The sequence below is a fragment of the Pedobacter africanus genome, assembly GCF_900176535.1.
GTDB classification, from domain to species: domain Bacteria; phylum Bacteroidota; class Bacteroidia; order Sphingobacteriales; family Sphingobacteriaceae; genus Pedobacter; species Pedobacter africanus.
The window spans coordinates 122,536-140,770 of record NZ_FWXT01000005.1; the positions used below are offsets into that span (position 1 = coordinate 122,536).

Annotated in this window: 25 protein-coding genes and 5 tRNA genes; 4 read left to right on the top strand and 26 right to left on the bottom strand. The window is 40.9% G+C overall.

All coding sequences use genetic code 11. The features are described 5' to 3' along the window. Positions 1–135: 135 nt before the first annotated feature. The 15 genes from rplL to rpsU form a co-directional block, all read right to left on the bottom strand. Positions 136–513 (bottom strand): 50S ribosomal protein L7/L12, encoded by a 378-nt coding sequence (rplL, locus tag B9A91_RS22555; RefSeq protein WP_084241337.1) that lies wholly within the window; start codon positions 511–513, stop codon positions 136–138. Between the two features lie 63 nt (positions 514–576). Next, positions 577–1,098, bottom strand: coding sequence for a 50S ribosomal protein L10 (gene rplJ / locus B9A91_RS22560; protein ID WP_084241338.1), 522 nt, complete (start codon positions 1,096–1,098; stop codon positions 577–579). Positions 1,099–1,100: 2 nt separating this feature from the next. Continuing rightward, positions 1,101–1,799: a 50S ribosomal protein L1 gene (gene rplA, locus B9A91_RS22565; protein ID WP_084241339.1), complete on the bottom strand. Its 699-nt coding sequence runs from the start codon at positions 1,797–1,799 to the stop codon at positions 1,101–1,103. A gap of 23 nt (positions 1,800–1,822) precedes the next feature. After that, the gene (rplK, locus tag B9A91_RS22570) at positions 1,823–2,266 is read right to left on the bottom strand and encodes a 50S ribosomal protein L11 (RefSeq protein WP_008243137.1); all 444 of its coding nucleotides are present in this window, start codon (positions 2,264–2,266) and stop codon (positions 1,823–1,825) included. Positions 2,267–2,330: 64 nt separating this feature from the next. Then, positions 2,331–2,873, bottom strand: coding sequence for a transcription termination/antitermination protein NusG (gene nusG / locus B9A91_RS22575; protein WP_012781012.1), 543 nt, complete (start codon positions 2,871–2,873; stop codon positions 2,331–2,333). A 9-nt stretch (positions 2,874–2,882) separates the two neighbouring features. Next, complete coding sequence (secE, locus tag B9A91_RS22580) at positions 2,883–3,080, bottom strand: preprotein translocase subunit SecE (RefSeq protein ID WP_008243140.1); 198 nt, start codon at positions 3,078–3,080, stop codon at positions 2,883–2,885. Positions 3,081–3,093: 13 nt separating this feature from the next. Next, positions 3,094–3,164 (bottom strand) — tRNA-Trp (locus B9A91_RS22585). A 110-nt stretch (positions 3,165–3,274) separates the two neighbouring features. Further along, positions 3,275–4,462, bottom strand: coding sequence for an elongation factor Tu (gene tuf / locus B9A91_RS22590; RefSeq protein WP_084241340.1), 1,188 nt, complete (start codon positions 4,460–4,462; stop codon positions 3,275–3,277). A 121-nt stretch (positions 4,463–4,583) separates the two neighbouring features. After that, positions 4,584–4,655, bottom strand: a tRNA-Thr gene (locus B9A91_RS22595). 45 nt (positions 4,656–4,700) lie between these two features. Beyond that, positions 4,701–4,773, bottom strand: a tRNA-Gly gene (locus B9A91_RS22600). Positions 4,774–4,783: 10 nt separating this feature from the next. Beyond that, positions 4,784–4,866 (bottom strand) — tRNA-Tyr (locus B9A91_RS22605). Between the two features lie 38 nt (positions 4,867–4,904). After that, positions 4,905–4,977, bottom strand: a tRNA-Thr gene (locus tag B9A91_RS22610). A gap of 207 nt (positions 4,978–5,184) precedes the next feature. Continuing rightward, the gene (hpf, locus tag B9A91_RS22615; RefSeq protein ID WP_084241341.1) at positions 5,185–5,532 is read right to left on the bottom strand and encodes a ribosome hibernation-promoting factor, HPF/YfiA family; all 348 of its coding nucleotides are present in this window, start codon (positions 5,530–5,532) and stop codon (positions 5,185–5,187) included. A gap of 13 nt (positions 5,533–5,545) precedes the next feature. Beyond that, on the bottom strand, positions 5,546–6,430 hold the full coding sequence (locus B9A91_RS22620; protein WP_084241342.1) for a tyrosine-type recombinase/integrase: 885 nt from the start codon (positions 6,428–6,430) through the stop codon (positions 5,546–5,548). 125 nt (positions 6,431–6,555) lie between these two features. Further along, entirely contained in the window at positions 6,556–6,750 is a 195-nt protein-coding gene (gene rpsU / locus B9A91_RS22625; protein ID WP_012781007.1) for a 30S ribosomal protein S21, read from the bottom strand. Between the two features lie 152 nt (positions 6,751–6,902). On the opposite strand from rpsU, the gene B9A91_RS22630 reads away from it, so the two are divergent. Beyond that, positions 6,903–7,274 carry a hypothetical protein gene (locus tag B9A91_RS22630; protein ID WP_084241343.1) on the top strand — a complete coding sequence of 124 codons (372 nt, stop codon included), beginning with the start codon at positions 6,903–6,905 and terminating at the stop codon, positions 7,272–7,274. A 73-nt stretch (positions 7,275–7,347) separates the two neighbouring features. On the opposite strand, the gene B9A91_RS22635 is transcribed toward B9A91_RS22630, so the two are convergent. The 3 genes from B9A91_RS22635 to B9A91_RS22645 form a co-directional block, all read right to left on the bottom strand. Beyond that, positions 7,348–8,520: an acyl-CoA dehydrogenase gene (locus B9A91_RS22635; protein WP_084241344.1), complete on the bottom strand. Its 1,173-nt coding sequence runs from the start codon at positions 8,518–8,520 to the stop codon at positions 7,348–7,350. A gap of 161 nt (positions 8,521–8,681) precedes the next feature. Further along, positions 8,682–9,209 (bottom strand): adenine phosphoribosyltransferase, encoded by a 528-nt coding sequence (locus tag B9A91_RS22640; RefSeq protein WP_084241345.1) that lies wholly within the window; start codon positions 9,207–9,209, stop codon positions 8,682–8,684. Positions 9,210–9,211: 2 nt separating this feature from the next. After that, the gene (locus B9A91_RS22645; protein ID WP_084241346.1) at positions 9,212–10,111 is read right to left on the bottom strand and encodes a ComEA family DNA-binding protein; all 900 of its coding nucleotides are present in this window, start codon (positions 10,109–10,111) and stop codon (positions 9,212–9,214) included. Between the two features lie 170 nt (positions 10,112–10,281). On the opposite strand from B9A91_RS22645, the gene B9A91_RS22650 reads away from it, so the two are divergent. Continuing rightward, positions 10,282–12,033: a lysophospholipid acyltransferase family protein gene (locus B9A91_RS22650; protein ID WP_084241347.1), complete on the top strand. Its 1,752-nt coding sequence runs from the start codon at positions 10,282–10,284 to the stop codon at positions 12,031–12,033. Here the strand turns inward: B9A91_RS22650 and B9A91_RS24180 are convergent. Next, on the bottom strand, positions 12,030–12,170 hold the full coding sequence (locus B9A91_RS24180) for a hypothetical protein (RefSeq protein WP_159451767.1): 141 nt from the start codon (positions 12,168–12,170) through the stop codon (positions 12,030–12,032). The genes B9A91_RS22650 and B9A91_RS24180 overlap by 4 nt on opposite strands. 344 nt (positions 12,171–12,514) lie before the next feature. On the opposite strand from B9A91_RS24180, the gene B9A91_RS22655 reads away from it, so the two are divergent. Then, positions 12,515–14,050, top strand: coding sequence for a hypothetical protein (locus B9A91_RS22655; protein ID WP_084241348.1), 1,536 nt, complete (start codon positions 12,515–12,517; stop codon positions 14,048–14,050). 26 nt (positions 14,051–14,076) lie between these two features. Here B9A91_RS22655 and B9A91_RS22660 read toward each other — a convergent pair whose 3' ends face one another. From B9A91_RS22660 to B9A91_RS22685, 6 genes are all read right to left on the bottom strand, one after another. Beyond that, positions 14,077–14,751 (bottom strand): type 1 glutamine amidotransferase domain-containing protein, encoded by a 675-nt coding sequence (locus B9A91_RS22660; RefSeq protein ID WP_235012656.1) that lies wholly within the window; start codon positions 14,749–14,751, stop codon positions 14,077–14,079. Positions 14,752–14,906: 155 nt separating this feature from the next. Continuing rightward, positions 14,907–15,323, bottom strand: coding sequence for a Crp/Fnr family transcriptional regulator (locus tag B9A91_RS22665; RefSeq protein WP_084241350.1), 417 nt, complete (start codon positions 15,321–15,323; stop codon positions 14,907–14,909). A 153-nt stretch (positions 15,324–15,476) separates the two neighbouring features. Further along, positions 15,477–15,707, bottom strand: coding sequence for a hypothetical protein (locus B9A91_RS22670; protein ID WP_084241351.1), 231 nt, complete (start codon positions 15,705–15,707; stop codon positions 15,477–15,479). Between the two features lie 86 nt (positions 15,708–15,793). Further along, entirely contained in the window at positions 15,794–16,033 is a 240-nt protein-coding gene (locus B9A91_RS22675; RefSeq protein ID WP_084241352.1) for a hypothetical protein, read from the bottom strand. Beyond that, complete coding sequence (locus tag B9A91_RS22680) at positions 16,026–16,283, bottom strand: hypothetical protein (protein ID WP_084241353.1); 258 nt, start codon at positions 16,281–16,283, stop codon at positions 16,026–16,028. The genes B9A91_RS22675 and B9A91_RS22680 overlap by 8 nt, the downstream gene beginning before the upstream one ends. 9 nt (positions 16,284–16,292) lie before the next feature. Continuing rightward, a complete protein-coding gene (locus tag B9A91_RS22685) occupies positions 16,293–16,826 on the bottom strand; it encodes an RNA polymerase sigma factor (RefSeq protein WP_084241354.1) in 534 nt (177 codons plus the stop codon). Positions 16,827–16,994: 168 nt separating this feature from the next. Between B9A91_RS22685 and B9A91_RS22690 the strand changes: the two genes are divergently transcribed. Beyond that, positions 16,995–17,186: a cold-shock protein gene (locus tag B9A91_RS22690; RefSeq protein ID WP_084241355.1), complete on the top strand. Its 192-nt coding sequence runs from the start codon at positions 16,995–16,997 to the stop codon at positions 17,184–17,186. A gap of 2 nt (positions 17,187–17,188) precedes the next feature. On the opposite strand, the gene B9A91_RS22695 is transcribed toward B9A91_RS22690, so the two are convergent. After that, a complete protein-coding gene (locus B9A91_RS22695) occupies positions 17,189–18,235 on the bottom strand; it encodes a glycoside hydrolase family 43 protein (protein WP_084241356.1) in 1,047 nt (348 codons plus the stop codon).

The following is an 18,235-nucleotide window of genomic DNA, read 5'->3' on the forward strand; positions in this document are numbered from 1 at the left end:
TTTAAGAATAAACTATTTGTTTGATTTGCCGTTAAATGCATTTCATCAACCAAACTAAATGAAATGTTTATAAACAGGTATAGACTCCGACTATACAGTCGGAGTCTATGTTTAAGTTATATTAAAATTAAGCTATTACTTAATTTCAACTACAGCTCCAGCTTCTTCTAGTTGTTTTTTCAAAGCTTCAGCTTCGTCTTTAGCAACACCAGCTTTCAATTCTTTAGGTGCACCATCAACTAAATCTTTAGCTTCTTTCAAACCTAAACCAGTTAAGTCTTTTACCAGTTTAACAACTGCTAATTTCTGACCACCAGCTTCTTTCAAGATTACATCGAAAGTAGATTTTTCTTCAGCTGCAGGAGCATCACCACCAGCAACAGGACCTGCAACAGCAACTGCAGCAGCAGCTGGTTCGATACCATACTCATCTTTTAAGATTTGAGCTAACTCGTTAACTTCTTTAACTGTTAAGTTTACCAATTGCTCAGCAAACGCTTTTAAATCTGCCATTTTTATAGATTTTTAAAAATTTACGTAAAAATAATTTATTAAATAATGAACTTTAAGGTGTTCTTAACCTTCTCTTCCCTGAAGAGTTTTAACAATTCCTGCAATTTTGTTACCACCAGACTGTAGAGCCGATACAACATTTTTAGCTGGCGATTGTAGCAATCCGATGATATCCCCAATAAGTTCTTCTCTTGATTTCAGACTTATCAAAGTATCTAACTGATTGTCGCCAATGAATACTGTTGAATCGATATAAGCTGCTTTCAGCACTGGTTTATCAGAACCTTTTCTCAACGCTTTGATCAGCTTAGCCGGACCATTGCCTACTGTCGAGAACAATAAGGCCGATTGACCTTTAAGTGCTACGAAGATCTCTGATGCATCACCTTCCAATCCTTCGATCGCTTTTCTGATCAAAGTATTTTTTGCTACCTGCATTTCAATCCCGCTTTCAAAACATTTACGACGGATACTGTTTACTTTCTCAACAGATAAGCTTGACGTGTCAGCAATATAAAAATTGCCAAACTCCTGCATCTTCACTTGAAGAGCAGAAACCAATTCGTGTTTTTCTTCTCTGTTCATAATTAGATCCCCGCTACTGATTTAGTTTCGATTGCAATTCCAGGACTCATTGTAGAAGAAACATGAATGCTCTTAAAATAAGTTCCTTTTGCAGCAGATGGTTTCAGCTTAGAAATTACCTGAAGTACTTCTAATGCATTTTCATATATCTTTTCTGCCGGGAATGATACTTTTCCTACTGAAGCGTGTATGATACCTGTTTTGTCAACTTTAAAATCAATTTTACCGCCTTTTACGTCAGTTACCGCTTTACCAACTTCGTTGGTTACAGTACCTGATTTCGGGTTTGGCATCAGGTTACGTGGACCTAAAACACGGCCCAGTTTACCTACCTTTGCCATACAAGCAGGAGTAGTGATAATAATGTCAACATCAGTCCATCCACCTTCAATCTTGGCTACATATTCGTCTAAACCAACGAAATCTGCTCCTGCAGCTTTAGCCTCTTCTTCCTTATCCGGAGTACAAAGAACTAAAACACGTACAGTCTTACCTGTACCGTGCGGTAAAGTAGCGATACCACGAACCATTTGGTTCGCTTTACGCGGGTCTACACCTAAAGCCACATCGATATCTACCGATGCATCAAATTTAGTTGTAGTAATTTCCTTAACCAAAGCAGCCGCATCCTTTAAAGAATACATCTTACCAGATTCTAGTTTAGCATGTGCCTTTTTTTGATTTTTTGTTAATTTAGCCACTGTTGTAAACTGTTTTTTGTTAATTAATTTGTCCAGGGTGCATCACCACTAACGGTGATTCCCATACTGCGTGCTGTACCGGCAACCATACTCATTGCCGATTCGATAGTAAATGCATTTAAATCAGTCATTTTATCTTCAGCAATTGACTTAACCTGATCCCAAGTCACCGAACCAACTTTTTTACGGTTGGGCTCAGCAGAACCGCTCTGCAATTTAGTAGCATCCTTTAACTGGATAGCAACCGGAGGGGTTTTGATGATGAATTCGAAAGACTTGTCAGCATAAACAGTAATTACAACTGGTAATACTTTACCTGGCTTATCTTGGGTACGAGCATTGAATTGTTTGCAAAATTCCATAATGTTCACCCCTTTAGCACCTAATGCAGGTCCTACAGGTGGCGATGGATTTGCAGCTCCACCCTTGATTTGTAGTTTAACAAGCGCACTGACTTCTTTTGCCATTTTCTGTTTTGTTAATAGTAATACTCAATGTTATAATGTTGGAAGCATGTAACATTTAAGATCTTTATTCCTTTTCTACTTGCATATAGTTAAGTTCCAGAGGAGTTTTCCTGCCAAAAATCTTAACCATAACCTTTAATTTCTTTTTCTCTTCGTTAACCTCTTCAATAACTCCGGTAAAACCATTAAATGGTCCATCCATAACCTTCACGTTCTCTCCAACATAATAAGCAACGTTCATGGTTTCGCCTTGTTGGCTCATTTCATCAACTTTACCTAAAATACGGTTAACTTCTGCCTGGCGCATAGGTACCGGGTTTCCTCCCTTATCCCCTAAAAAGCCAATCACACTATTAATATTTTTAATAATGTGTTCTAATTCTCCATCTAAAATAGCCTCTATCAAAACGTAACCAGGATAAAAATTACGCTCTTTTGCAATCTTTTTCCCGTCCTTCATCTGATAGTATTTTTCCATCGGTATCAATACCTGAGGTACCAGATGAGAAAATCCTAAACGGCTAATCTCAGAATCTATATACTGTTTTACTTTCTTTTCTTTACCGCTAACAGCTCTAACTACATACCATTTCAACTGACCGTCCATCTAGCTATATTAATTAGAAAGTGATTTATAAAAAGTATCCAATACAAAAGTAGATCCCTTATCCATTGCAAAGACTACCAATGCAATAATTAACGAAGCTACCAAAACCAGCACTGCAGAATTTTGTAATTCTCCCCATGTAGGCCAGGTAACCTTCTGGGTCATTTCCTCATACGATTCTTTAATAAATTGAACTACTTTAGCCATAATTATTTTTTTGCACGGGAACAAGGATTCGAACCCTGATCAAAGGTTTTGGAGACCTCTATTCTACCATTGAACTATTCCCGTGTATATTTAATCCTATTTAAGAATCAGAACTTTTATTAGAACAAAGTACTCAGGCCATAAAGCCTAAGTACTTTGCTTTATTGATCTCTATTTCCCGAAGGAGATATTGACTATTTTAAAATTTCAGTTACCTGACCGGCACCTACTGTTCTACCACCCTCACGGATAGCGAAACGCAGACCTTTTTCCATTGCAATAGCGTTGATCAACTTCACAGTGATGGTAACGTTATCACCTGGCATTACCATTTCAGTTCCTTCAGCCAGTGAAATCTCACCAGTTACGTCTGTGGTACGGAAATAGAATTGCGGACGGTATTTGTTAAAGAATGGAGTGTGACGTCCACCTTCTGCTTTTGACAATACATAGATCTCAGCTTTGAAATCAGTGTGAGGAGTTACAGAACCTGGTTTGCAGATAACCATACCACGACGGATATCAGTTTTCTCAATACCACGTAACAATAAACCTACGTTATCACCAGCCTCACCATAATCAAGGATCTTACGGAACATCTCAACACCTGTTACAGTTGATTTCAGGTTTTCAGCGCCCATACCCAGGATCTCAACAGGATCACCAGAGTTGATTACACCACGCTCAATACGACCAGTTGCAACAGTACCACGACCAGTGATCGAGAATACGTCCTCAACAGGCATCAAGAATGGAAGCTCTGTCAAACGTGGAGGGATTGGCACGTAGCTATCTACAGCATCCATTAACTCCATGATTTTAGCAACCCATTTTGGATCTCCGTTCAAGCCACCAAGAGCTGAACCTTGAATAACAGGAATATCATCGCCAGGGAATTCATAGAATGATAACAATTCACGAACTTCCATCTCTACTAATTCTAACAGCTCAGGGTCATCAACCATATCCACTTTGTTCATGAATACAACCAATGAAGGTACACCTACCTGACGAGCCAATAGGATGTGCTCGCGAGTTTGTGGCATCGGACCATCAGTAGCAGCTACAACGATGATAGCTCCATCCATTTGCGCAGCACCAGTAACCATGTTCTTTACATAATCCGCGTGACCTGGACAGTCAACGTGTGCATAGTGACGGTTAGCTGTTGAATACTCAACGTGTGCTGTATTAATAGTGATACCTCTTTCTTTTTCCTCTGGAGCAGAGTCAATAGAATCAAATGAACGCGCCTCAGATAAACCAGCATCAGATAACACTTTAGTGATAGCTGCTGTTAAGGTTGTTTTACCGTGGTCAACGTGACCGATTGTGCCGATGTTTAAGTGCGGCTTACTGCGGTCAAACTTTTCTTTTGCCATGTTTTTATACTTATTAGTAGGTTAACTTTTTATTTATTTTTTTGTTTTGATACTATTTCAACACGAAAAACCTTGTTCAGCTGCTATCTATAACAGATTCACAAAGCATCTCTTTTTTTTGAGCCAAAGATGGGACTTGAACCCACGACCTCTTCCTTACCAAGGAAGTGCTCTACCGCTGAGCTACTTCGGCTTTTTTTTATTCTTCGCTGCAATCTGCCCAGCTTTTTTCCATTTGAGCGGAAGACGAGGTTCGAACTCGCGACCTATAGCTTGGAAGGCTATCGCTCTACCAACTGAGCTACTTCCGCTTCTTTATTGTGGGGAGAGAAGGATTCGAACCTTCGAAGTCTTGCGACAACAGAGTTACAGTCTGTCCCATTTGGCCACTCTGGTATCTCCCCCTTTTAAGCACTGCACATTGCTGCACCACGTTTAAAAGAGCCTCCTATCGGAATCGAACCAATGACCTACTGATTACAAGTCAGTTGCTCTACCAGCTGAGCTAAGGAGGCTTATATTATGCATTGCCCACAATTAAGCAACGTTTTCTACAATACTAATCTTTCACAGAACATTCCCATTTTCTTGCCGGGCCAGCGCCCTCTCTGAAAGGGAATGCAAATCTACAAGAATTTATATTCTAGACAAAATTATTTTCAAAAAAAAATTGGCAGAAATAAATCTGCCAATTTCCTATTAAAAAGCTAAGAAATATGTATCTAGTAATCAGACACTTCATCTGCATTCAAAAGTACCTTGTGCTCGCTTAGCTTAGTTCTCGTCTTATCTTTATGTTTGGTAATTTGCTTTCTTAAGGATTCTATCGCCAAATCTGTTGCCTCTTCAAATGATTTACATTGCTCTTTTGCAAACATTGTACCCCCTGGTACAATCAGTTTGATCTCACTGATCTTATTTGCCTCATCATCTACATTTTCTAATTTTAAATACACTTCCCCACTAATAATCTGGTCAAAGAACTGATCTAATTTATCCACTTTCCTCTGAATAAAATCTAACAACTTCTGGTCTGCATTGAAATGGATCGATTGAACTGTAATTTTCATGTTTCCTCCTTTTTTACGCCTTTGGATGGGCCTGTTTATATATTGTTTTTAATCTTTCTACTGAATTGTGTGTATAAACCTGTGTTGCGGCCAGGCTGGCATGCCCCAGCAATTCCTTTATAGCATTCAAATCCGCGCCTCTGTTTAACAAACTGGTGGCATAGGAATGCCGCAGCACATGCGGACTTTTCTTGTCCTGCGTAGATACATATGTCAAATAACGCTGCACTATCCGGTATATCAATGATGGATAAGCTGCGGCTCCTTTATCAGTAACGAATAACAACTCTGTTTTGTTATCAAAATTTTGTAATGTTTTCAATTTGATGTAATCCTTTAACAATTCCTCTAAGGTCCTTCCTATCGGAATAATCCGTTCCTTATTCCTTTTGCCCATCACCCTGATGGTCGATTCATAGAAATTAACATCACCTTCTTTTAGCAACAGCAATTCCGCCAAGCGTATTCCGGTACCAAACAAAGTTTCGATAACCAGTTTATCACGCTGTGAAGCAAAACTTTCATCAAAGAGCACCTCAGAGTCCAGCAGCTCATCAAGCTTCAGCTCATCAACAAATACCGGAAGGCGCTTAGGAACCTTAGGCGCCTTAACAAGGGCCATAGGATTCATAGCAACCGCATTTTCACGGAGCAGGTATTTATAAAAGCTGCGTAAGGTAGATAGCTTTCTTCCTACAGAATTTTCAGAAACCCCATCATCCATCAATGCAACCATGAAATTCCTGACATGAACATATTTCACCTCGGTTAAGGTCAACTCAAAGGTGTTCAGCATAAAATCACCAAACTGAAGCAGATCTGTTTTGTAAGACTGTAGGGTATGTGAAGAATATCTCTTCTCGTGCTGAAGATAGGTTAAAAAATGCTCAACAGTCATAGCAATGCTTTAGTAATGCTCGTTAAGTGAATATACAAAACATTAACGTAACAAGCACCTATTTAAGCAAAAAAAAACGCCACCAAATTACGGTGACGTTTTTATATCATTTAAACCATTCAGAACTAGATAGTTCCTTCAAGTTGCATGTTTTGCTTATAAATAGCGTGTTTCACTTGCGTACGACGAGCTACAGATTTTTTCTCATAAGCTTGGCGGCTACGTAATTCTCTTAACACTCCGGTTTTTTCAAATTTCTTTTTGAAACGTTTTAACGCCTTATCTAATGATTCGCCGTCTTTAATATTAATAATGATCATAACGTATTGATACCTCCTCTCGTTGTTTTTAGGACTGCAAAGATAAAGCTTTCATTTGATAATCAAAACAATATATTTAATTTAGTTAATAATCCGCGTTTACCACAATTGCATTATTTATATATCTTTATAAAATATCTGTTTATCTGGCTATGAAATCTAAAAAAACATTGTTCATTGTGCTTGGCACCGTAATCATTCTGTTATCCGGTTTTATCTTCTACCGCTATTATTTTGTTTTCGGTGAAGGTGTAAAGGCAGGAGAGTTAAATTATGTTGTAAAAAAAGGCTATGTATTTAAAACTTATGAAGGTAAACTGATCCAGTCGGGTATCCGTTCCAAACAAACCGGAACTTTACAATCCAATGAATTTGAATTCTCAGTAGCCGATAAAGCCATAGCCGAGAAAATGATGCTGAACAGTGGCAAATTTTTCGAATTACACTATAAAGAATATATCAGCAGTTTGCCGTGGCGGGGATACAGCCCTTTTGTGGTCGATAGCATCATCTCTATAAAGTAACCAAAACAATAAATCCGGCTGTCTTTACAACAGGCCGGACTTACCAGTTTTATATTGGTTAGAATAACTCGCTTTAATTTTTCAGCACTTCCCTTGCAATCACGATCTTCTGGATCTCAGAGGTGCCTTCCCCTATCGTACAAAGCTTACTGTCACGATAGAATTTTTCAACCGGAAAATCTTTGGTATAACCGTAGCCGCCAAAAATCTGCACTGCTTCTGTAGCGCACCTTACCGCTACTTCTGAAGCAAAGTACTTGGCCATCGCAGATTCTTTACTCATAGGTAAGCCCCGGTTCTTTAGATCGGCGGCCTGCCTGATCAATAGTTCTGCAGCCTCAATTTCAGTGGCCATATCTGCAAGCTTAAAGCTGATGCCCTGAAAGCTAGCTATGGGCTGTCCAAACTGATGTCTTTCCTTGGCATAGGCAACAGCTGATTCATAAGCCCCCCGGGCAATACCTAGTGATAAAGCTGCAATAGAAATCCTACCGCCATCGAGTACCTTCATCGCTTGTTTAAAGCCTTCTCCCTCTTTACCCAACAGGTTTTCTTTCGGTACCCTGCAATTATCAAATATCATCTCGGTTGTTTCCGAGGCCCTCATGCCTAATTTATTCTCTTTTTTACCCGCCGAAAAACCAGGCGTACCCCGTTCTACTACAATAGCAGAAATTCCTTTAGAATCTCCTTTATCACCTGTACGCACCATTACTACTGCTACATCTCCGGTTTTACCATGAGTAATCCAGTTCTTCGCCCCATTAATTACATATTCATTACCGTCCAGCACTGCTGTGGTCATCATACGCAGGGCATCCGAACCCGTATTTGCCTCAGTTAAACCCCAGGCACCAATCCATTCTGCTGTAGCCAGCTTAGGTAACCATTTCTGTTTCTGCTCCTCATTGGCAAAAGCCAGGATGTGCCCAGTACACAAAGAATTGTGTGCAGCAACAGAAAGACCAACCGAGCCGCAAACCTTTGCTACCTCCACAATTACATCTACATATTCCTGGTAACCAAAACCCGATCCGCCGTAAACTTCCGGCACCAACACGCCCATCAAACCAAGTTCTCCCAGTTGCTTAAAAACTTCAACAGGAAAATATTGCGCTTCATCCCATTCCATCAATTTTGGCCTGATATTTTTATCGGCAAAATCCCTCACCATCCTCCTGATCATCTCTTGATTCTCTGAGGTACTAAAGCTGTATCCTACAGGACCGTCCATCATTTCTAGCATATTTTATTGTTTGAATTTGGGCAATTATAAACAAATAAAACCATAGCATCACCAGCCAAAAAACTGCAAAAAAATAGAACGAAATGGTATTTAGTTCATTAACCTTGCCCTGTCATTTTAGGCAAATCAAATCCCCTCAAAAAAAAATCATTATTTTTTTGTCAATAAGCAGCCAGAGAAAATATATTATCCGAATAAGGTGTCAATCTGGCCTTTCCGTTTAAAAATTCCAGCGCAATAATAAACGAGTACCCGGCTACCTCTGCCCCCAGTTGCTTTACCAGTTCAGAAGCTGCAACCACAGTTCCCCCTGTTGCTAGTAAGTCGTCATGAATCAGTACATGCTGCCCTTTCAGCAAAGCATCTTCGTGTACTTCTATGGTAGCCGTACCATATTCCAAATCGTACGATTGCTGTACCGTTTTATAGGGTAGCTTCCCGGCTTTCCTAATGGGCACAAAGGGTACATTCAGCAGCTGTGCAAGCGCTGGCCCAAATAAAAAGCCCCTGCTTTCTATACCGGCCACCACATCAATATCCAAACCCTTCAACCGGCCGGCAAGTGCTGCCGTAATCTCCTGGCACAATGCCGGATCCTTTAATATCGGGGTTATGTCCTTAAAAGTGATACCCTGTTTAGGGAAGTCGGGTACGTCCCGCACTGTCGATTTTATTTTTGATTCAATCATGCTCAAAATTCAAGATAAGGCGCCAAACGGTCTATCGTTTCCTGGTTTAAAATAGCAACCTTGTATAAGTCTGCAATATTACTATAATTTCCATGTTGTTTTCTGTATTGTATCAATGCGTTGATCTGCTTATACCTAATATAGGGATGATTCTTCAGGCCATTAAACTCTACCGTATTGATATTTATCTTCCTTAGTCGCAACAAATCCACAGCCACTTGCCCTTTAATCTCCTGGTATTTTACAGAGTCCAGCCCAAAAACCTCCATTAGCTGTTCCTTTTTACAGAAACCGCCGATACGCTCCCTGTATTTTACAATACGGTTTGCAAATACTCTTCCAATCCCTTTTATCTTTTCAAGCTCCGTGGTATCCGCTCCATTCAGTTCAATAAGCTCCATTTCAGCTTTCACATAATTGGTTTTCGGATACGGCTTAAACACAATATCAGGAGCTTTATTAGTTATTCGTACATATGGTGCAAGCCGCTCAAACATTTGCCTGCTTATGGTGTACATTTTTTTCAGGTCCTCAACCTGTTTAAATCTCCCGCCTTTAGCCCTGTAATTTAGAATAGCCCTGGCCTGCTTAAATGACAAGCCCAGTTTTTCCCATTCTGCCTGCCCAATACTATTTGGGTCAAAAATAAAAAGATCAGGTTTTTCTTTCTGCCATTGCTGGTCAGCTGTTACTTTGTACCTCTGTCCAGGGTTTATTTTATCCCTTTCCCTCCTTGCCAGTTGTAAAAGCGCCCTCTTTTCGGCAACCGTAATCTGCGGTTCAGGCTTCATTAAACGATAAACAGGAGGAACCAGCATAACCACCCCTATCAAACAGATCAGCACCAGCAGTCCATTAAACTCCTGCCTGCTGAAGGCAAAAATATCCAGCCATTTCTTCATTAGCTAAATTTAAACATCACCAACGATATGAACCACAAAACCCGGCTGCTTTTTATTTAACTGTAGGCCATTAATGTCTGCTATACATGCTTATATTTTCTTTGTAACTAACTTTAAGAATATAAGTCTTATTTTTGAAGTTGACTTATAATTCATTAATCAAATTTTAAATGAAGATCATAACTACCAAAGAGTTTGCAAAAGCCACAAAAATCGATAAGTTAGGTGTACCGGGTTTGGCAGCTCTGCTCATGGAGATGATGAAATTAAACGACATCAATAAGGTTTTTTCACAGAATGAACACTTTAACGGCCTTGAATTTGTCGACAAAATATTAGAAACAATTGGCGTAAGTATCGACTTTGATGAGGACGACCTTAAAAACATACCCAAAACCGGCGGTTTTATAGCCATTGCCAACCATCCTTATGGCGGCGTAGAAGGGCTTGCCCTGGTAAAATTACTCTGTACCGTAAGGCCAGAAGCTAAGGTGATGGTGAACTTCATCCTGAAAAAGATCCCTAACCTGAGCGAGTTTTTTGTGGCCGTGAACCCCTTCGAGAATGTCCAGCATACCTCCAGCATCAGCGGGTTAAAGGCCACATTCGATCTCCTGCAAAGTGGTACGCCCATTGGCATCTTTCCTGCCGGGGAAGTTTCAACCTTTAGCCTGGATAAGCAGGAAATTACAGACAGGATATGGCACCCAGTAGTGGGCAAATTAATTGCCAGGGCTAAAGTGCCGGTTGTACCTATCTATTTTCATGGCAATAACGGGGTATTATTTAATATCCTCAGTTTTATACACCCAACACTACGTACAGCAAAACTGCCTTCAGAGTTCTTAAATAAACAAGGACTAAAAATAAAAGTCAGGATAGGAAAGCCAATTCATATCGAAGACATATCTTACCATAAGAACACCAATAAGCTCCTCGACTTTTTACGTGCCCGTACCTATGCATTGGGTACCGGCCTTGAAGAAGAAAGGAAACTGTTCAATCCCATCAACCTCTTCAAGATCAAAAAGAAACCCGAACCCATCATTGAGGAAACTGAGCGAAACTTAATTGTAGAAGAGGTTGAGCAGCTGGAAAGCTTCAGGGTATGGCAGGAAAAAAATTACGAAGTGTACATTACACCAACGGCAGCCATTCCGAATGTACTCAGGGAAATTGGCCGCCTAAGGGAAATCACGTTCCGTGAAGTTGGTGAAGGCACTAATAAAAAAATAGATCTTGATAATTATGACATCTACTATCATCACCTTTTTATATGGGACAAAGAACTGCAGAATATTGTAGGCGCATACCGCATTGGCAAAGGCGATGAAATTCTGAATACCATGGGTCGCAGGGGCTTTTACCTTTCTGAACTATTTAAGATCAAAGAGCCCTTTTACCCGGTTCTGCGTAAAGGTATAGAGCTTGGACGTTCCTGGATTCGCAAAGAGTACCAGCAAAAGCCGCTGCCTCTTTTCCTTTTATGGAAAGGCATTTTAAAATACTTGCTGGACAATCCCCAATACAGGTACATGTTTGGCCCGGTCAGCATCAGCAACAACTTCTCCAAGTTCTCTAAATCACTGATTGTAGACTACATCACTAAAAACCACTTCGACTACGAACTGGCCCATTACGTAAAGCCTAAAAACAAGTTTAAGGCCGATCTTTCTGCAATAGATAAAGATTTGCTGATAGAAAGCAGTGAATCTTTAAAAGATCTGGACAGCCTCATTTCCGACATCGAAAACTCACACATTAAGATTCCCGTATTGCTTCGTCAGTACATGAACCTTAATGCAAAGATCATTTGCTTTAATATTGATCCTAAGTTTTCTGATTGCCTTGATGGATTTCTGGTTGTCGATACACAGAGCATTCCACCAGAAATGCTGGAAAAAATTGGCAAAAACTTTTAGTTATCCGCTTCGTCGGCTTCGGGAGCTGACGTTTGTACAAGATTAGCCAACCAATCAGGAATAACAGCGGTTATGTGTTCCAAAGGAATATATACCGGATAATCTTCAATTGCGGGAAATTCTAGATATATAGACATGATGAGGAATTTAGTTAATACTTTAACATCCACCCGTCAAAATAGTTTTGAAAAAACTCCAAACTCCTTTGGCAAGTCAAGAATGCCCCGCAATTGCGAGAATTGCGGGGCATAAAAAGATTAACGGTAAAAGGGATAGCTGGAAACATCCATTTTCAGTCTATTATAGGGGAACCTACCGTTATGAGGTAAACATATATTTAATCCATATATTTTGCAATTCTTTTACGCCAACAGCCCAAAATCTTACGCGAACATTATAAAATCTGCCCTTTAAATAAAATTAAGAATTTCTGTAAGTCAGCAAATATCCTTACATTCCGGGTACGGAAACTCTAACTTTTATGATCAAGTATATACTCCCGATATTCCTTTTTTTGAACTGCTTCTTACCGGCACCGGCGCAACAAAAAAAAGCAACTGGTTTGGTCCGTTACAGCGACTTCGGAGCCAAAGGCGATGGCACCAGCGATGACATGGAAGCTATCGTAGCCGCACATGCCTTTGCCAACCAACATGGCCTTAAGGTTAAAGCAGATGCCGGGGCCCGTTACTATATTGGGGGTAAAGCTCGCACGGCGGTTATCCAGACAGATACTGATTTCGGCACAGCCGCCTTCATTATTGATGATACCGAAGTAGAAGACCGTAATGCCCCTGTTTTCACGGTAAGTTCAGGCCTCAAATCCTTTAAACTGGAAAACGTTAGCTCACTTAAGCGTAATCAGCAAAAAATTGAAGTTGCTTTACCTCGGCCCTGTTTAATTACTGTCACAAATTCCAATGTAAAACAGTATATCCGTTTTGGATTAAACCAAAACAATGGCTCACCGCAAACCGACATCTTTATTGCCGACAAAAACGGTAAGGTAGACATGGATGCCCCCATCATCTGGGATTTCAAGCAGATTACAGATATCACTGCGTTGCCTATCGACGAAAATCTGCTGAAGATTACCGGAGGCACCTTTACCACCATTGCCAATAAATCCGAATCCATGGCTTACTATAGCCGGGGCATTTCAATCAGGCGCTCCCACGTACTCGTTGAAGGGCTGAAGCACTACATTACAGATGAAGGGGAACAGAGTGCGCCATACGGCGGATTCATCAACATCGGTAACTGCGCTTATGTAACCGTAAAAAACACCATCCTAACCGGCCACAAAACCTACAGCACCATTGGTTCGGCGGGCAAGCCTGTCTCAAAAGGCACTTACGATCTTTCTGTAAACCGGGCTGTTAATATATCCTTTGTAAATTGCAGCCAGACCAACAGTATAGACGACAGCAAGTATTGGGGTATTCTGGGCTCAAACTTTTGCAAAAACCTGCTTTACGACAATTGTACCTTCTCCCGCTTTGATGCCCACCAGGGCGTAGCCAATGCCACCATCCGCAACTCAACCCTGGGGCATATGGGTATAAATGCCATTGGCAGCGGGCTGCTTACCATCGAAAACTCTACCATCCGTGGTCGCAGCTTTGTTAACCTGCGTTCCGATTACGGCAGTACCTGGCAAGGGGAAATCCTGATCCGCAACTGTGTTTTTGTGCCTGCAGGCGGTAAGGCTGTCAGCGCCGCGCTCATTGGCGGTTCTTATTCAGGCCAGCACGATTTCGGTTATACCTGCTACATGCCGGAACAGATCACAATCGAAAATCTCCGGATCGACGACTCCAAACACCCGGATAACTACCAGGGGCCGGCTATTTTTGCAAATTTCAATCCCAACATGACAGACGATACCTATCAGGAAAAGTTCCCTTATGTAAAAACCAAAGTGGTTATCCTCAAGAACGTTACAACTGCCAGCAAGAAAGCATTACGGACCAGCGACAACCCGTTCATGTTTAAGGATGTAAAGGTGATACGGTAGTCTCCACCAAATATATTGGGAATCCTTTACTTAGCGAGCAAAGCTAAAACAGCTTTTCCTACTGCACGGGCCGACTGTGGATTTTGTCCCGTAACCAGTCTTTGATCCGTTAACACATGTTCCTGCCATGGGGCTGATTTTTCGTAGATACCACCTCGTTCAATTAGTTTATCCTCTAATAAAAAGGGCACAACCTTATCCAGCTTAACAGCAGCTTCTTCCTCATTGGTAAAACCATTCACTTTTTTACCTTCTACAAGGTATTTACCACTGCTCAATTTGATGTTCACAATACCTGCGGGGCCATGGCACACCGCTGCAACTACACCGTTGTTTTCGTAAATTTTAGTTGCAATGGCCGAGATTTCATTATTATCCGGAAGGTCCCAGACAGCGCCATGCCCACCGGCATAATAAATAGCCAGATAATCTTCCGGTTTTACTTCAGCGGGTTTTTGGCTATGGCTAATTTTGCCTTGGTAATATTTATCTTCCCAAAACTCTTTATTTTCTGCGTCTGTAAGATCGAAGCCATCTACCGGCGGTGTTCCTCCTTTTGGACTAACAAAATCAATTTCATAGCCGGCTTCTTTCAGTACCTTCCAGGCATGGCTTACTTCAGCCAGGTAATAACCTGTTGGCGCACCTGTACTTCCTTTTTTATCGTGGCTGGTTACCACAAACAGAATTTTCTTTTTCATCGTATTTGTTGTTTTAAATTGTGCTGTTGCTACCATTGACAAGAAAATGGCGCACATCGCCAAAGTCATTTTTAGTGATTTTTTAAAATTCATTATTTATCTGTTCAAATTTGCTTACCCAAAGTTCGGGTAAAGTCCAGCGAACAAAAAGGAATTCACTGCTGCAAGGCTACATAGCCTGCGCTGGATTTCTGACGAAAAAAATTAGAAATCTTATGCAATTCATTGCAAAGCTTTTCTTTATTATCACGCGATAAAACAAGCAATTCGCTATCTTCTATGCAATCCATCGCAATAGTGGCAGGTGTTTGGTTATTAAGCGCCTGATAATCGGAAATCCACCAATCTTCCATTGCAAATTGAAGGATATGCATTTTTCCCTCCAGATCTGTATGATAAGCTTTTAACAAGCCGCTCCATACCCAATAGTCGTTCAATACTTCAGTATCCTCCTGTATAAGAAATTGATGTTTCTTCATCTTTTTCCTGGTAAACAAAGAAATCACATAGTCAAACTCGGCATCCGTTAAAGGAGTAATTTTCTCAATGTGTTTTCTTAATGCTATGCTCATATTATAAACTTCTAATCCAATGGCTAACGGTTACGGAAATATACCATAAAAAGCGGGGAATGATCCTACCGACCATTCCCCGCCATCTAAATTAACGCTCTCAAAAATAATAACGCATATAAAGTGCCAAAATTATCTGAGCTCTCAAAATAATTATAATCGATACCTAAGCTTGATATTTCTTCCTATAGCCTTAAGCAAGCCCGGATGGTCGCTAACGGTTGCATCTGCAGCCTCCCATTCGCCCTTCAAATTACGGGCAAGTTCATATTGTTCCCCATTCAGGTTAACCTGAACGGAAGTAGTTTCTTTAGTAATTCCTTTTGTTAAAACAATGTAGGTGTAATCCTTTTCTTCAAAGGTGATGCGTAAAGGTAGACTCATGATACAAATATAACGAATACCGCTCTTCTATATTATCATCATCTCCCCTGCATAAACACTTGCACTAACAGCATTGCCTTCCGAATTTACATAATGCATCCAGGCATGCACCCTATCATTTGCAAATTGGCTGGCAATTGTAAAACTGCTTCCTTGTCAACCCTTAATGCCACATCTTGAAAAGTCACAATGGCTTCTTTTGCCGGATTGTAAATAATAAAGCTGGCCTTGTCGTTATCATTGCTAAAGGCTGATGCCGGTAAGTTCTCCCATTTAATGTTCAGCACTGCATTTATCAAACACAGCACTTCCAGTATCCTAACCAAGATACTTTATGATCTCGGCCTCTATTTTTTTGCAGGAAAGCAGCCAGGGCTTTTTTACAATTGACACCTTCACCTGGTCGGCTTCAATCTCATAACTTCCGGCCAATGTAAAGCCTTTAGCTAAAAAAGAAAAGCGTCCGGAGTGGGTATCTCCTACAAAAGAACCTTCTTTCTGCGCTTTAATTGCATTTGTTAGCTGCTTAACCAATTCATCTTTTGGCTTTGGGTAATCTATAGTAAAACAACACATAACCGTAAATTAATTTTGCCCAGCTGCAACCCTAAACCTTTTACTATGCTCTTTTAACTGGGCTTTTAACAGTTGCCTTGCTATATGTATCCTTGTTTTAACCGTACCCAGCGGAATGTTCAGCTCTTCGGCTATTTCGTTGTATTTATAGCCTTCAAAATATTTTAAAAAAGGCAAGGAATGTTCTGGCTCAAGCTTAGCTAAAGCTCTATTAATGTCTTCCATTACAAATTTGCCCTCGCCCAAATTGCTCGTGGCACTATTGCTTAGCTGATAAGAAGATAAATCTGCCGAGGTTTCTACTACAGCACCACGCCTGGCATCTTTTCTATATTGATTGATAAAAGTATTGCGCATAATGGTGTACAACCAGCCCCTTAAATTTGTACCCTCTTTGTACATTTCATGATAGCGTATGGCGCGGATAATGGTATCCTGAACCAGGTCATTGGCATCTTCTATATTCTTTGTAAATTTTAATGCAAATGCCTCCAGGCAGTTTTGATGTTTACAGATTTCGGCATTCAATGTCAGGTTTTTCATAAGGCAACAGATTTTGTTTAAGGTAAGAGGCAAAATATTATACAAAAGCCATACCAAAAAGTAACCCTTGCTGCTTTTTAATTAAGGCTTTCCATGCTAAAACAAATATCGTCCCTGAGTTGTTCAAGGAAATTATTTATCAATCTTTTACCATTAACAATAAACACAATGCCAGAAGGAACAGTTAAATTTTATCAGGAGTCAAAAGGGTTTGGCTTCATTGTACCTGCCAACGGGGAACCCGAAATCTTTTTTCATGCTACAGCACTAAGCGAACCCGTAAAACAGCATGACCGCGTAACTTACGAAGTAGAAAGTGGTAAGAAAGGACTAAATGCAGCAAAGGTACGGAAGCTTTAGTGTTATTCTCCGGAAGGAACAGACAAAGGAACTCCTGCCGGAACCGGGGTGCCAAAATTGGGGCAACCATCTGCGCCCCAGGTAAATTTTTGCAACCTCAGGTCTCTGGCCCAGCCCGGGCTTTTAGTTCTTTTGGCATGATAAAATATCCACCATTCCTTACCGTCTGGCGATTGCGTGAAACTGGCATGCCCGGTACCCAGTACTTTTGCAGTACCTTGAAACACCGGGCCGCTTTTTTCCCAGTTTCCTGCATCAAGTGGGTTTCCCGAAGGATCTTTTAGCCGTAGCTGCCCAAGCCGGTATTCCGGGGTCCAGGATTCCCGGGTTGAATAAATGATAAAAACCTGGCCATTTCTCATTAAAAACTGTGGGCCCTCGTTTAAATCCAGCGGCCCACCTGTTTCCCATGGCTGGTCTGGGCTGGATAGCTTAACCCGGTTAGAGCTGATCGTCCATGGATTACTCATTTCGGCTATATAAAGGTGCTGAGATGTTTTATCGGTAGTGGCATTCTGCTCCCACCCAGACCATATTGCGTAAAGCTTTTTGCCAATATAGCCCACATTCACATCTATTGCCCAGATCATACCAGTCTCATCTTGGCTATCTGCTCCTGTATTTAAAATGCCTTTGTCTATATATTTCCCTTGTGGATCATCGGTAACCGATTCCAATACACCAGAGCGCTGGTGAATATACGGAGGACCGGCTTTACCGGCCGCATAATAGATATACCATTTTTTATTAAAATAGTGTAATTCAGGTGCCCATACCTGGCTGCTGTTCCATCCTGTTGCCGGAGTGGTCCATACGGTTACGGGCTTACCCAACTCCGTCAATTTACTTGATTTACGAACCGAAATACCCCTGCTATTGATGTCGCCATTGCTTTGGCAAACATAATAATACCCCCTGTGCCGTATTACCCAGGGATCGGCCCCCGTTCCAATGGGATTTGTAAATTTTAAGGTACTTTTTTTGATTTGCGCAGCGCAAAAGTTAACACTAAAAAGTGACGCAAGCAGCAGGCAACATATTCTTCTCAT